At 53.5% G+C, this 13,827-nt stretch carries 13 protein-coding genes; 8 read left to right on the plus strand and 5 right to left on the minus strand.

Annotation, left to right across the window (positions count from 1 at the left end; all coding sequences use genetic code 11):
* Positions 1 to 33: 33 nt before the first annotated feature.
* The 3 genes from CKL79_RS00890 to CKL79_RS00900 all read right to left on the minus strand — a co-directional run bounded on the left by CKL79_RS00890 (position 34) and on the right by CKL79_RS00900 (position 4,239).
* Positions 34 to 1,323 (minus strand): response regulator, encoded by a 1,290-nt coding sequence (locus CKL79_RS00890; RefSeq protein ID WP_121967693.1) that lies wholly within the window; start codon positions 1,321 to 1,323, stop codon positions 34 to 36.
* Positions 1,324 to 1,339: 16 nt separating this feature from the next.
* Positions 1,340 to 3,700 carry an MASE1 domain-containing protein gene (locus CKL79_RS00895; RefSeq protein WP_121967694.1) on the minus strand — a complete coding sequence of 787 codons (2,361 nt, stop codon included), beginning with the start codon at positions 3,698 to 3,700 and terminating at the stop codon, positions 1,340 to 1,342.
* 314 nt (positions 3,701 to 4,014) lie between these two features.
* Positions 4,015 to 4,239: a hypothetical protein gene (locus CKL79_RS00900; protein WP_141242129.1), complete on the minus strand. Its 225-nt coding sequence runs from the start codon at positions 4,237 to 4,239 to the stop codon at positions 4,015 to 4,017.
* A gap of 26 nt (positions 4,240 to 4,265) precedes the next feature.
* On the opposite strand from CKL79_RS00900, the gene CKL79_RS00905 reads away from it, so the two are divergent.
* On the plus strand, positions 4,266 to 4,571 hold the full coding sequence (locus CKL79_RS00905) for a hypothetical protein (protein ID WP_276298776.1): 306 nt from the start codon (positions 4,266 to 4,268) through the stop codon (positions 4,569 to 4,571).
* A 10-nt stretch (positions 4,572 to 4,581) separates the two neighbouring features.
* On the opposite strand, the gene CKL79_RS00910 is transcribed toward CKL79_RS00905, so the two are convergent.
* On the minus strand, positions 4,582 to 6,093 hold the full coding sequence (locus tag CKL79_RS00910; protein ID WP_121967697.1) for a glutamine synthetase family protein: 1,512 nt from the start codon (positions 6,091 to 6,093) through the stop codon (positions 4,582 to 4,584).
* Positions 6,094 to 6,178: 85 nt separating this feature from the next.
* A complete protein-coding gene (locus CKL79_RS00915) occupies positions 6,179 to 6,922 on the minus strand; it encodes an ABC transporter substrate-binding protein (protein WP_121967698.1) in 744 nt (247 codons plus the stop codon).
* Between the two features lie 102 nt (positions 6,923 to 7,024).
* Between CKL79_RS00915 and CKL79_RS00920 the strand changes: the two genes are divergently transcribed.
* From CKL79_RS00920 to CKL79_RS00945, 7 genes are all read left to right on the plus strand, one after another.
* Positions 7,025 to 7,348, plus strand: a complete 324-nt coding sequence (locus CKL79_RS00920; protein ID WP_121967699.1) for a hypothetical protein — start codon at positions 7,025 to 7,027, stop codon at positions 7,346 to 7,348.
* Positions 7,349 to 7,396: 48 nt separating this feature from the next.
* Positions 7,397 to 8,839, plus strand: a complete 1,443-nt coding sequence (locus tag CKL79_RS00925; protein ID WP_240518574.1) for an acyl-CoA dehydrogenase family protein — start codon at positions 7,397 to 7,399, stop codon at positions 8,837 to 8,839.
* Positions 8,840 to 8,908: 69 nt separating this feature from the next.
* Positions 8,909 to 10,840: a primary-amine oxidase gene (locus CKL79_RS00930; RefSeq protein ID WP_121967700.1), complete on the plus strand. Its 1,932-nt coding sequence runs from the start codon at positions 8,909 to 8,911 to the stop codon at positions 10,838 to 10,840.
* The gene (locus tag CKL79_RS00935) at positions 10,824 to 11,420 is read left to right on the plus strand and encodes a hypothetical protein (RefSeq protein ID WP_240518575.1); all 597 of its coding nucleotides are present in this window, start codon (positions 10,824 to 10,826) and stop codon (positions 11,418 to 11,420) included. Before CKL79_RS00930 ends, CKL79_RS00935 begins: the two co-directional genes overlap by 17 nt.
* Entirely contained in the window at positions 11,318 to 11,587 is a 270-nt protein-coding gene (locus CKL79_RS23705; RefSeq protein ID WP_240518576.1) for a hypothetical protein, read from the plus strand. The genes CKL79_RS00935 and CKL79_RS23705 overlap by 103 nt, the downstream gene beginning before the upstream one ends.
* Before the next feature lie 359 nt (positions 11,588 to 11,946).
* Positions 11,947 to 13,347 (plus strand): ammonium transporter, encoded by a 1,401-nt coding sequence (locus CKL79_RS00940; protein ID WP_121967701.1) that lies wholly within the window; start codon positions 11,947 to 11,949, stop codon positions 13,345 to 13,347.
* Positions 13,348 to 13,357: 10 nt separating this feature from the next.
* Positions 13,358 to 13,798 (plus strand): hypothetical protein, encoded by a 441-nt coding sequence (locus CKL79_RS00945; protein ID WP_121967702.1) that lies wholly within the window; start codon positions 13,358 to 13,360, stop codon positions 13,796 to 13,798.
* The last annotated feature ends 29 nt before the right edge of the window (positions 13,799 to 13,827 follow it).

Consider the following 13,827-nt stretch of genomic DNA (forward strand, 5'->3'; position numbering starts at 1 on the left):
GCGAGCCCATCCTCTCAAACAGCGGACACCCCATCACTCATCAGCATCGGCTTTTGAAGCAATCGGCAGCATCAAGATAAACTCGGTGCCGCTGCTAGGCGTGGAGGCGACTTCAATTGTACCGCTGTGTTTCTCGACGATAATTTGATGCGTGATCGCCAGCCCGAGCCCGGTGCCTTTGCCAACGCCTTTGGTCGTAAACAAGTGGTCGAAGATGCGGGCTCTGACAGATTCGGGAATGCCAGGGCCATTGTCGGTGATCGCCACCTTTACCTGCTCGTTCTCAACGCGGGTGCGAAGGGTAATGCGACTAGGACTCGCCTCTCTCTCAGCCAGACTACGCCCCTGACTAGCGTCATCCAGCGCATCAATGGCATTCGCTAAAATATTCATAAACACCTGATTGAGCTGACCTGGAAAGCACTGAACCAGGGGCAGTTCGCCATAGTCAGTGACAATTTCTATATCGGGGCGGCTGCCATTGGCTTTGAGCCGGTGACGCAAAATCAGCAGCGTACTGTCGAGTCCTTCGTGCAGGTCAAAAGGCTGCGGTATATCGGTATCAGCGCGCGAGAAGTTGCGCAGGCTGCGGCTGATGGTTTTGATGCGATCGCCCCCATCTCTCATGGCTGTGATCATTTTAGGCAGGTCGTCGCGGATATAGTCCAGATCGATCTCTTCTATGGCCGCTTCTATGGCGGGGCCAGGCTGAGGAAAAGCGGCACTGTAGAGATCGATAATTTGCAGCAGATCGTCGAAATATGTCTGCACTGCGCTGATATTGCCGACCACACAGCCAACCGGATTGTTGATTTCGTGGGCAACGCCTGCCACAATCTCTCCTAACGCCGAAAGCTTCTCCCGCTGTACCAACTGTACCTGGGCCTGTTGTAGGGCCTGGGAGCGTTCGGCAACCTGCTGTTCGAGCGCTTCGGTAAGTTGCTTTAGCCGCCAGTGCACCCTCACTCGCGCGAGTACCTCCTCATATTCAAATGGCTTAGTGATGTAATCAACCGCGCCGAGAGAAAGTCCTTTCACTTTATTGCCAGCGTCAGAAAGGGCCGTCATAAAAATGACCGGAATCCCTTCTGTCTCGGGGTTTGCCTGCAGGCGACGACAGGTTTCAAATCCGTCTATCTTGGGCATTTGCACGTCGAGCAAAATCAGCTCGGGGCGGGCGCGCGCTACCTGAGATAGGGCATCTTCGCCATCGACCGCCATCCGAATCTTATAGCCCGCTGTCTTTAAGGTTTGAGAGAGTACCGATAGGTTGTTGGGGTTATCGTCTACCAGCAGTATGAAAGGTTGTAATGTACAGTACATGGCGCTTCTTTTAAGACTAGTTAGCAAATTGCTGAATAAAGGCGCGGAGCTTCACGACTTCGCAAGCCTCGGCAAGCCTTATGACTACTTGAGCAAAGCCTGCGGTGTTGCCTACTTGTAACTTTTGCGCAATGGCAACCATGTCATCTAGCTCACCGTCTTGGGCGAGTGCAGATAGCTGCTGCAAAATTTCCGGGTCAGGCGGTTCAACGGTAACGGGACCCTCATTGGAGGCAGAGGGCTGATAGATCCACTCAAGCGCTAGATGCTTTTGCATAATCTCTAAAAGCACATCAGCATGAACGGGCTTAGCTAAAAAGTCGTTGCCGCCCGCTTCGATACTCTTATGACGGTCAATTTCAAAAACGCTGGCAGAAGAGACCACTACGCTACAGTGAGCGGTGCTAGGCTGCGATCGCAGCTTTTGCATAAATTCAAAGCCATCCATCACCGGCATCATCAGGTCAGTAATAATCAGATCGGGATGGGTACTCACAGCTAGCTCAAAGCCTTCCGCGCCATTGCTAGCTTCAGCGATGGTAAAACCGATAGGCTCCAGCAAATTTTTCAGCACCGAGCGATTTTCCCAGCGATCGTCGATGACCAGTACTTGCTTACGCTCACCCTCGTAGCCAGTGATAGTCCCTTGACCCGTCGCTCTGGCCGTCTCGGCCCAGTTTTCGGCAGCAGGTAGCTCCACTTCAAAAGAAAACCGGCTGCCCTGCCCGGCGACGCTTTCGACTGCGACTTCACTCGCCATCAGCGCCACGATTTTGTGAGTAATGGCCAGCCCTAAGCCAGTGCCCTCAGACTGCTTTTTGGTATCGCCGACCTGCTCAAAGGGCAAAAAGATTTTTTCAACCTGTTCGGGTGTCATGCCCACGCCGGTATCGATAATCTCAAAGCGTACTTTGTCGTCGACAGGTTCTATTTTGAGCGTGACGCCGCCACGCTCAGTAAACTTAATCGCATTGCCTAGCAAATTGATCAGCACCTGGCGTAGCCGCTTCTCATCGGCATAAACGCCCTCTGGGAGCGCAGTATCGGCCTGAAACTCAAAGGCAATCCCCTTCTGTTCGGCGCGAATACGGTTGATTTCAACGACGCTCTGTAAAAAGGAGGGCAGATGAAAGGGGGCTGGCTGCAGCTCTAGCTTACGGGCTTCGATTTTTGAGAGATCGAGCACATCGTTGATCAAGGTCAGCAAGTGTGAGCCGCATTGCTGAATCACGTCTACACCCGTTCGGCCTGTGCTGGTAAGCGGTTCATTGCGCTGCAAAATCTGGGCATAGCCCAAAATGCCGTTGAGCGGCGTGCGCAATTCGTGGCTCATATTCGCCAAAAATTCGCTCTTGGCCTGGTTAGCGGTATCGGCTAGCTCTTTGGCCTGGTTGAGTTGGGCAGTGCGTTCGGTAACGCGATGCTCCAGGTCTTCATTAGCGCTTTTAAGTCGGCGTTCGGCTCGGCGGTTTTCGTTTAAGACGGCGAGCAGAAAATAGGTGGTGAGCGCAATCACACAGACAAAAGACTGCAGCAGCAGCAGCGATTCTGGGATGGTGGGTTTGACAAATGAGCCAAAGCCGAGCGCGGTGCTAACGACGGCGATCGCCGAAATCGTCACCACCAAAAAGGTAGCCTCCAGGGCGCTAAAGCGAAAAGCCACCCACAGCAGCAGCGGGAGCATCATGTACTCCACCGGGTTGCCCAAGAAGGCATATTTACTGATGATGACCAGGCACACAATCAGGCTGACAAATTCAATCGCGCTGCGGATCTTAAACCTGATCTGTGACCAGGGATAGTTGGCCCAAGCTAGAACAGCGGGCGTCACAATCAGCCTGCCGGTAATCACGCTAATAGACCAGGTTTGCCAGATCGGTACGTAATATTCCCAGGGTGCTTGACCGGTTGCGCAGAGCACGACAACTGCCAAACTGGTCGTCACTAAAGGGCTGGGGACGATCAGCATGAGAAACTTGAAAACGTACAGCGATCGCCCAAACAAATCGCGCTTACCGATAAATCGACTGATCAGCCAGGCAGTCACCAGTGGCTCGACGGTACTAATTGCAGAAATGCCAATGATTGTAGCCGGTGCGTTTGGGTAGAACAGCAGTGCATTAGCAAATAGTTCGCTCAGTAGAATAGGGAGCCACAGACGCGGGCCAAACAGCATGATTGCCCCCAGGTAGAAGCCTGAGGAAGGCCAGATGGCAGATGCCCCGCTTTCAAAGGAAACAGACTGAGCCAGCGTCGCTAACCCGTAGTGAATTGTCCCAATGACCAGCGTCATGATCGCGATGCTGCGAGCGCGGACAATCAGCGGCTGAGACTTAGACGGCGAGCTAAAGAAAGACGATGTAGAAAGAGTTTGCATAGCGCCTGCTTAACGTTATTCACTAGGCTTCCCCAGTAAAAAACAATCAAACTCAGCTGACGGCAGTTCCGTAAGCCCCCCGATGAAACACTCGGGATTTATAGCGTTACCCGGATGCATACTCGGAGAGAAGGCTGCGCCTACGGGTAACGCGAGTCACTTGGCCTGTGGTTATGCAAAGGTTTTGCCTGCGTTGCTGTATTCAAGCCAAGTGACCAACGCTATACATCTGCCTCCCGCTCTGTGTTGGAGCATACAAAGTTGGAGCATACAAACTGCCGGAAGCTATAGCTATTAGCGGTACCGTTGGGCCTCTATGAACGAGTCAAAACTCTCTCCCTTTCATACATCTCAACAGGAACCGGGACATATGTCCGAATCGAAACGGTCATAAATACAATCAGCCCAATAATCGGGCTAATCAGCGTGGGAAACCCGTCAAAGGTGTCCGCGAACAACCCATTAGGGATATAAAGCAGGGTGTTTTCGACGCCGAACATGACGGGCATTAGCGCAAACGGTAGTCCTATTTTATACACAGAAACATCTTTGTCAGGAAATTCGTATAGGCCGCGAGCGCCCGTATACCTCCAAGTACAACCCCATCGAACATCGATTGTTTCCGCATCTAACGCGGGCGACACAGGGTGTCATTTTCGATACCGTTGATACCGTCAAAGACTTGATGGCAACGGCTACCACAGCAACCGGATTGAGTGTCTTTACAACCGTCCTCGACCGAGTCTATGAGACCGGCAAGAAAGCCACCGATGAACTCAAAGCCAACATTCAAGTTGTTTTCGATGACGTCTTACCCCAATGGAATTACACCGCCTTGGCTAGTTCCTCTCAAATTGGACCAACTATTTAATCCTCGATCCTTAAGGTAGGCAGTGCATGTAGTTTTCGGCATCCCAGTTGCTGGTCGTTGCCAAAAATCTGATCCATTCGTCGCGCTTGTATTCGTCGAACAGCCGGTACATTTCTCCGGGCATCGCTGATTGAATCACGTCGTCATCAGCCAGCCGATCCAGCGCTTCTCCTAAAGACATCGGTAGCTTTTTCACTTCCTTGCCTTTTTCCATCGCTTCATAGATGTTGCGCTGCTCCGGCTCACCCGGATCGAGATCGCGGCTGAGTCCGTCGTCAAAAGCTTTAAGCATCGCTGCCGCCATCAGGTAAGGATTCACCATCGAATCGACGGCGCGATATTCAAATCGACCGGGCGCAGAGACTCTTAGTCCGCAGGTACGGTTTTGATAGCCCCAGTCGGAGTAAACCGGTGCCCAAAAGCCAGCATCCCACAGGCGGCGATATGAATTCACAGTGGAACAGCCTACAGCCGTCAGCGCGCCCAAGTGTTCGATCACGCCGCCAATGCAGTTCAGTCCCACCGGCCCGGGTATTCTCGGAGAGTCTCCTTTTACCGGCATAAAGGTATTTTCGCCGCCTTTATGATAGGTATAGTTACCTTCTAGACCGGGCAGGCTTTCCATGCCAAAAGATTTGACGGTGGTATCGCCGCCTTTCCACAAGGAGAGATTGTAGTGACAGCCTGAGGCCGACACGCCGAGGAAGGGTTTGGACATGAAGCAGGCGATCAGGTTGAACTCGCGGGCGACCTGGGCGCAGATTTGCCGGTAGGTGGTGAGGCGATCGCACGTCCGCAACGCATCGTCATACATAAAGTTCAGCTCTAGCTGACCGGGCGCGTCCTCATGGTCGCCCTGAATCATATCGAGCCCCATCGCCCGGCTGTATTCGATCACCCGCAAAAAGACAGGCCGCAACTCTTCAAACTGATCGATGTGATAGCAGTTGGGCTTAGTAACGCCGCCATCGGGCTTACCATCTGGCCCTTTTTTCAGCCACATCATTTCTGGTTCGCAGCCGTGACGAAGCTGAAGCCCATGCTTTTGCTGAAACTCCGCGTGAAGGCGCATGAGATTGCCGCGACAGTCTGAGGTGAGAAAAGCCCCCGGATTCTCTTCTTCTTCGCGGTTGCGAAAACACACACAGTAAACCCTGGCCACCCGCTTATCCCAGGGCAATTGACAGAAGGTATCCGGGTCGGGAATCGCCACCAGCTCAGCCGACTCCGGCCCATAGCCCAAATACTGCTGCTGACGGTTGATCGCCAGGTTTACCGTTGCTCCATACACAAGCTGAATGCCGCCCTCGGCCATGGTTTCCCAATGGTCAGCGGGCACCCCTTTACCCGTGATTTTGCCGGTAATAGAGATAAACTGATAGTAAATATATTGAACGCCCAGCTCGTCGATCTTGGCACGTACCTGCCTGACTAGCTCATCTCGCCCTGGCGCACGAACATAAGCCTCCAGATCTGTCGAGACGTTCGTTGAGGCGTCAGCTCGCGTGAGAACTCCAGTCACAGTTGGATCTCCGAATTGTTGAACAGTTCTCTCTCAGTAAAGCCAACCCGTTATAACAAGTTTGTATCCAAAGTTACGAGAATGGTTACGAGAATGGAAATGGTTTCCACGGAATCCACTTTGCCCAAAGCTGAGCGACAGACCCGTCAGCGATCAGCGTAGAAAGCGCGGTATCTAAGGCTGCTAATAGAGCCTGACGGTCTTTGGAGAGCCCCACCGCAAAGGGGACTTGAGTTGGCAGACTAAAGGCCAACCGCAAACTAGGATCTTCTGCTGCCGCCACTAGCAGCACTAATTCATCGTCTATTAGGGCGTCGATTTCTTCGGCCCTGAGCGCCATCAGCATTTCGGGCAGCACTTTATCGCTGCCCGGGTAAGGCACTGCTTCAGCGCCAGAAAAGCTTTCGACCAAGGCAATATTAGTGCTGTCGGCTAACCCGCCCACCCGTTTTCCAGCCAGATCCGCAGGTGAAGCAATGGGGCTGATATTTTTGACCAAAACGGCCTCATCGAAAAGTCCATAGGGCCTGGTGAAGGTCACCCGCTGCTGGCGCTCGGGGGTGATGGCCTGGTTAAACCAGACCGCGTCGTACTGGCCGGTCTCTAAGCAAGTGTAAAAATCGGCCATCGGCAAATTGTGCCAAACCGGAGTGAGACCGAGATGCTGGCAGATCAGACAGGCTAGCTCAGGCTCATAGCCGGTGCGGTATCCGTCGTTAGTGACGTAGCTCATGGGGCGGGCATCAAAGTCGCTTGCCACAATGTTGAGATGCCCTGACTGAACGGTTAATAATTCTTCAGATTGCACTAAGGGTAACGAAGAACACATTTTCTTATGGATAGAAACTTATTATGACAAGTAGAAGCGGTCAGCTCTGTTTTGTCAACTGAATGGCTCGCTCAGTAGGGCTCAAAAGAGGGATTGCATATCATGAACTATCAGCCAATTTGCCTTTCTCAAACGCAAATTCGGCAGTTTCAGACAGACGGGTTCTTAATCGTAGAAAACTTTGTCCCAGCCGATTTTGCTCAGCGGCTAGCAAGTCGGATGGAGCCGCTGTTTCGAGGAGAGACGGCGCGGTTTCACCCGACCAATCAGGCGGGCTACATCTACGGGCGCTACAAGCGTCTGGGCAGCACCGAAATGGATGAGAGCTTCTTCCCAATTCTCTGGCAGAAAGCGGGGGGTCGCAGTCCTCATTTAGCTGACTACTGCGCTGATCCCTTGGCTAGCTCAGCGGCTGTTCTTGCCTGAGCTTTCGACCAGCCACAATCTTCCTAATTTAGCCACTTATCTCCCTCAATGATGACAACGACAACTGACAGAATTAGCAGTGAATCTTTTGGTGGCTTAAGCGAAGACTTTGACCCGCAGTGGCTGCTGACGCCCTCGCAGAGAGAGCTTCAGGCCAGGTTAATTGACCTGTGTGCCAGAGTGCTGAGACCGAATGCGATCGCCTCCGACCGCAATCTCATTTACCCGCAAGAGAACTTTAAAGCCCTCGCCTCTATTGGCTTACTCGGCTTGCTCGTTCCCACAGAGTGGGGCGGCTTGGGCGAAAACCACGTCTGCGCCGCTATGGTCGTGGAAACGATCGCCCGCTATGGCTGTCCGAGCACGGCGATGTGCTACACCATGCACTTAGGGGCAGTCGCGGCGGCTCTGTTTCGGGCCCATGACAATGCAGAACTGCAAACGCTGTTACAGCGGCTGGATAAAGACGTTGCGATTGGTACCCTGTCTTACTCTGACCCGGAAACCGGCTCTCACTTCTGGTATCCGGTCTCCTCTCGGGCTGAAGAGACTGCCGAAGGCTGGCAGGTGTTTAAGCGGGCCTCTTGGACAACCTCAGCGGGCTTTGCGGACTGGTACATTGTGCAAACAACCAGCCCTGACTTCGACGGAGACTATTCCGATCTCTCCTGTTTTTTAATCTACAAAAGCGAAGTTCAGGCGGAGCCACATAAGTGGGACGCGCTGGGTCTGCGAGGCAATCAGTCAGGGACGCTGCTGGTCGATGGTGTCGTGATTCCGGCGCAGCGCATGGTTGGCCCCTCGGGCGACGGGACAGCTTCTAACGACGAGATTGTCGATCCGTTCTTTTTGTTATGTTCTTCAGCCTGTTGGAACGGCATTGCGATGGGCGCTGTGGACATTGCCAAAAAGCACGTCACCCGTAAAAAGCATGTAGATGTCGGCATGCGAGTCGCCGACTACCCCACCATTCAAGACTACTTCGGCGAAGCAATTATCGACACCAGCGCCTGCCGAATGTATACCTTTTCGATGGGGCAGCTGATGGATCAGCTAACAAATGGCTGCGACTGGTCTATTCATGCTGACACTGCAGCGCTACCGCGCTCGGCAAACTTGCACTGGTACTGGCAAATTAAGTTTTCAGCGGCAAAAAACGTGGCTCACGTATGCGACAAAATGCTGCACGCCTGCGGTGGCTCCGGCTTTAAAAAAGATATGGAAATAGAGCGCTACCTGCGAGATGGGAAGGCGGGCTGGGTGATGGGGCCGACCAACGAGATTCTGCGGCAGTTTGTCGGCAAATCGGCGCTGCTCGGGTTTGAGAGCCTTGACTATTGGAATCAGTCTGTCAATGAGCGGGTGCTGCACAATGAGCTGAAGAAAATGAGCGCTGAAGACAAGCGTAGGCTAGCTCAAACTCTTTTAGAAGAGATGGAAGAAGCTGAAGCCCCTGCGAAGCGACCCGCCATGGCTGGAACGACTGCTTAGGAAGACAGACTCAGGAAAACTAGACGATTTCTCTCGCAAGAGAGGTAAAAGATATCAGGAGAATGATTCATGACCCTTGCTAAAGAAAGAGTTGCACCAACCACGACCGTCAGCCATGCTTTAGAGCCACTGACGCCTAAAGAGATTACAGCGGCGGTTGCCATTGTGCGTGAGCAAAAGTCTCTAACTGCTAGTGTGCGGTTTGCGACGGTAACACTGAATGAACCGGCAAAAGAAACCGTGCTGAGCTTTATGCCGGGCGATCGCATAGAGAGAGAAGCCTTTATCGTGTTGCTTGATAACGCAACGGCGGAAACCTTTGAAGCGGTGGTCTCCCTGAGCGATCGCACTGTGAAATCTTGGGAGTACATTCCCGATGTGCAGCCGCCGATTATGCTCGATGAATTTATCGAGTGTGAGGCGGCGGTTAAGGCGAGTCCGGAGTTTCAGGCAGCGATCGCCAAGCGCGGCATCACCGACCCCGATCTGGTCATGGTCGATCCCTGGTCAGCCGGTCACTACGGCATTAGAGAAGACGAAGGCGTTCGGCTCTCTAGAGCTTTGTGCTGGGTCAGGGCAAACCCCACCGACCACGGCTATGCCCGGCCTATTGAGGGCGTGATTCCGGTGGTAGACCTGAACAAAATGGAGGTGATCCGGGTTGAAGACTATGGTGTGGTGCCGCTACCGCCCAAAGACGGCAACTACACCCCTGAATATGTGAAAAACTACCGGCAAGACCTGAAGCCGCTAGAGATTGTCCAGCCAGAAGGCCCGAGCTTTACCGTCAATGATCACGAGATTGCCTGGCAAAAGTGGAAGGTTCGCATTGGCTTTAACCCGCGTGAAGGGCTGGTGCTTTATAACGTTACCTATAGCGATCAGGGAGAAGACCGGCCCATTTTCTATCGGGCTTCGCTGGCGGAGATGACCGTGCCCTATGGCGATCCGCAGGCGCATCACTACCGTAAAAATGCCTTTGACGTGGGCGAATACGGCATTGGTTCACTGGCTAACTCTTTGACGCTAGGCTGCGACTGCCTGGGAGAGATTTATTATTTTGACGGCTTTATCACCGACTCTCGGGGCGAAGTCGTCAAAATCGAGAATGCCATCTGCCTGCATGAAGAAGACTTTGGCATTTTGTGGAAGCATATGGACTGGCGCACCGAGCAGACTGAAGTGAGGCGATCGCGTCGCTTGGTGATCTCTTTTATCGCCACCGTCGGCAACTATGAATACGGCTTTTACTGGTACTTCTATCAAGACGGCACCATTCAATACGAGGTGAAGCTGACCGGTGTCGTCAGCACCGCCGCTGTCATGCCTGGTGAAGTACCCAAGTACGGCACGCTAGTTGCCCCGCAGCTCAGCGCCCCGATTCACCAACACATTTTTAATGTGCGGATGGATATGTGCGTTGACGGTGCCAACAATTCTGTTTATGAAGTAGACATTGTGCCCGCAGAGGGCGACGACAACCCTTACGGCAATGCCTTCTACGCCAAATCTACTCTGCTGCCGACAGAGCAATCCGCTCAGCGGCTGATTGACCCGATGAAAGGGCGCTATTGGAAGATTGTCAACTCAGAGAAGACGAATGCGATGGGCTACCCCACTGCCTACAAGCTGATGCCAGGGGAGAATACGCTGCCACTCGCTCGCCCCGATGCCAGCATTACGAAAAGGGCAGCCTACATGACTAAACATCTCTGGGTGACGCCCTACAGCGCTGACGAAAGATATCCGGCGGGCGACTACCCCAACCAAAACCCGGGTGGGGCCGGTCTGCCCCACTGGACTCAAGACAACCGCTCGGTTGAAGAAACCGATGTCGTGGTGTGGTATACCTTTGCTCACAGTCACTCTCCCCGCGCTGAAGACTGGCCGGTGATGCCGGTCGCGACGATTGGCTTCATGCTAAAGCCGCTGAATTTCTTTGATGAAAACCCGGCCAACGACGTACCGCCCTCTGTGAATAAACATGCCTGTTGCGACTAGGGAGATAGAGATTCCGGCTGCCTTGGGGACGGTTGTCGCTGAGTATCGGATTGAGATTGATTCGGCCAACGGCTGGCAGCCGACGCCCATTCATATTCGCGTTTACGCAGCAGACCAGTCTTTTGAGCGGGCGATGGGCCGAAGGGTGGCAGCAGACTTACCGCTGCGGCTGACGCAAGATAGCGCGTTTACCCCGAGCATTCGTCAGCTCACAGACCATCTCAGTGATTACGGCAGCTTTTGGGTGCCCAGCAGCTTTGCCCATCAGGGCGATCAGGCCGAATATTGGGCGATCAGGCAGCGGGCGGCGCTGATGGATCTCTCGGCGCTGCGCAAGTTTGAGGTGACGGGTATCGACGCGCTGGCGCTGTTGCAGTATGCTTTTTCGCGCAATGTGGAGAAGCTGGCGGCGGGGCAATCGGCCTACGGCTGTCTGCTCAACCCGCACGGCGGCATTGTGGATGATGGAATTGTCTTTTGCTTTGGCCTGATGCACTATCGCGCACCGGCTACACGGGCGAACTGGGCTACGAGCTATTTGTTGATCCGGGCTATGGCGCTCAGCTTTGGGACTTATTGATGAAAGCAGGCAAACCTGCGGGTCTGCTGCCGCTGGGCATGGCCGCGCTAGACCGGGCGCGAATTGAGGTCAGGGCATATGATTGGCTGAGCGTTGTGGCGATCGCCCCCCATCAGCTACGCTCAGGTGGCAGATATCGCGATTATCATCTGGCGACATGCCCCTAGCGGTGTGCCCGTCGTAGACCTTCACCTGGCCCGCACAGATGTAGACAGGTTCATAAAAAAAGTCGGCCTTAAAGCAGCGCTTGCGTAATTAAACTGAAAAAATCTCGCCTCAGAATCACTTTTCAGTATTGATGAATACAGTTCATGCCCGCTAGGCATTGCATACTCTTGACATAACAAGCCAATCAGCGTCCAACAGGTTTTGAAGTTGATCAAAATCCTGTGATAACAAGGTTTTCACTAAAAAACATCACCTCGAAATAAGCAGCGTTCATCGCGGGTGTTTTTCGGCTGCTGAATTTGCAACAGGCATACTATATGCCTAACTGTTCTCCCTATCTCACCTACCGGAGCCGTCTATGACTCCCGAATCGCAAGAGTTTCTAGCAACTTTCGTCTCGGAATCCTACTACTACTGGGCTTCTGTTTTTATGCTGCTGATCCACGTGGGCTTTTTGGCCTACGAAGGCGGCGCATCTCGGGCCAAAAACGTTCTGGCCACTATGATCAAGAACTTATTGACCCTGTCAATCGTCGGTCTTACCTTCTTCTTCTTTGGCTGGTGGGTTTACAACGCTTTTCCGCTGTTTCCCCTGCAGGGCGGCATTGTCGGCCCCTGGACAGATCCTAATTCTGAAGGCGTCGTCGGTGAAGTGTTGGGTCTTGTTCAGGCTTCTTACCCCTGGTCTCCGGCGCTGGGGCCAAACGTCGCCGATAATCTCACAGGTGTCTTCTGGTTTGCCTTTGCCCTGTTTGCGATGACGACCGCCTCGATTCTCTCCGGTGCGGTGATTGAGCGGATCAAAGTCGGTGCCTATGCCATTCTGGCTGTTGTGTTGGGTTCCTTTACCTGGGTAGTTGCCGCTGCCTGGGGGTGGAATCCTTACGGCTGGTTCCTAACGCAGTTTGGCTATCACGACTTTGGTTGCTCAGCCGTTCTCCACGGCGTCGCGGGCTTCTTTGCACTGGGCGTTTTGATCAACCTGGGGCCACGCATTGGCAAGTTTGATGAGAATGGCCGGCCAAGGGCGATTTTGCCGCACAACCTGCCGCTGACTATGATCGGCCTGATGCTGATTTTTGTCGGGTTCTATGCTTTCCTGGCGGCCTGCGTGATTTTTGTACCGGGTCAAACGGGCGAGATCAGTATTTACGGCACGCCGATGACGCTCGCTTCTGTCGGCGTCAATACAACGCTCGCGCTGTGCGCCGGGATTATCGGGTCTTACATTTCTTCCAAGGCAGATCCCTTTTACACCATTTCGGGCGGGCTCGCAGGCATTATCTCGGTGGGCGCGGGGCTAGACCTCTACAGTCCGGCAATGATCATTCTGATTGCGTTTATCGGCGCTTACACCATGCCCTTTGTGGGTAACGCGGTTGAAAAGGCGGGCATTGATGACGCGGTTGGCGCTTTTGCGGTGCATGGTTACTGCGGGCTGTTCGGTGCGATGACTGTCGGGGTGATGGCTTCGGGCTATCCGCAGGGAGAGGGCATTCCGCTGACTGGCTTCTTGGGTCAGCTAGTGGGCACTGCCGTCTGCACGATTATCTTGGGTTTTATTCCCGGGTATGGCGTCAGCTTTGTGCTCAAGCAATTGGGGATGCTCAGGGTCTCTCCTGAAGAAGAGATTGGCGGACTCGATCTCACAGAGTTCGGCATAGGAGGCTATCCCGAATATCCGCTTATCTCTGAGAAAAACGGCGGCATTCCGACGATGCCTGCCACGCCGGTTCCACAAGCGAGCCCACAGCTATAAAGGAGGCACTATGACCAGTCCGTTTTCAACGATAGAAGAGTTTAATGCGGCAGCTGACGGCCCTACTGAGGGCGCAATTTACACGTTTGCTAATACGCCCATTGTCAACATCCTGGCGCTGTTGGTTGCGGTAGGCATCTTTGTTTGGTTTATTGTTGCAACTTACAGCACCCATGCCGCCGCCCCCGCTGCCAAGCTTGACAAGTCTCTCAATCACCTGAGTTCATTTATTGTGATCGGGCTATTGTCTCTTGTGGGTGGTGACTACCGGCAAGTGACTCCTGCTGAGCAGGCTGAGACGGCTCCTCAGACGAGACTTTCGCAAGTGTCGCGGCGGGCTCCGTTAGGGCTGCTAGGCATGGTCAGTATTGGCTTACCGACATTTCGCCGCACCACTAAGCGGCGCCAGCGGCTGGTGCGCAATCTAAAAGCTTCGAGGTCTAGACACTAAACGCTGATTAACTGTCTCTAGATCTGAAA

Origin of the sequence: Leptolyngbya sp. BC1307, assembly GCF_002286735.1 — a bacterium.
GTDB lineage: Bacteria > Cyanobacteriota > Cyanobacteriia > Phormidesmidales > Phormidesmidaceae > Phormidesmis.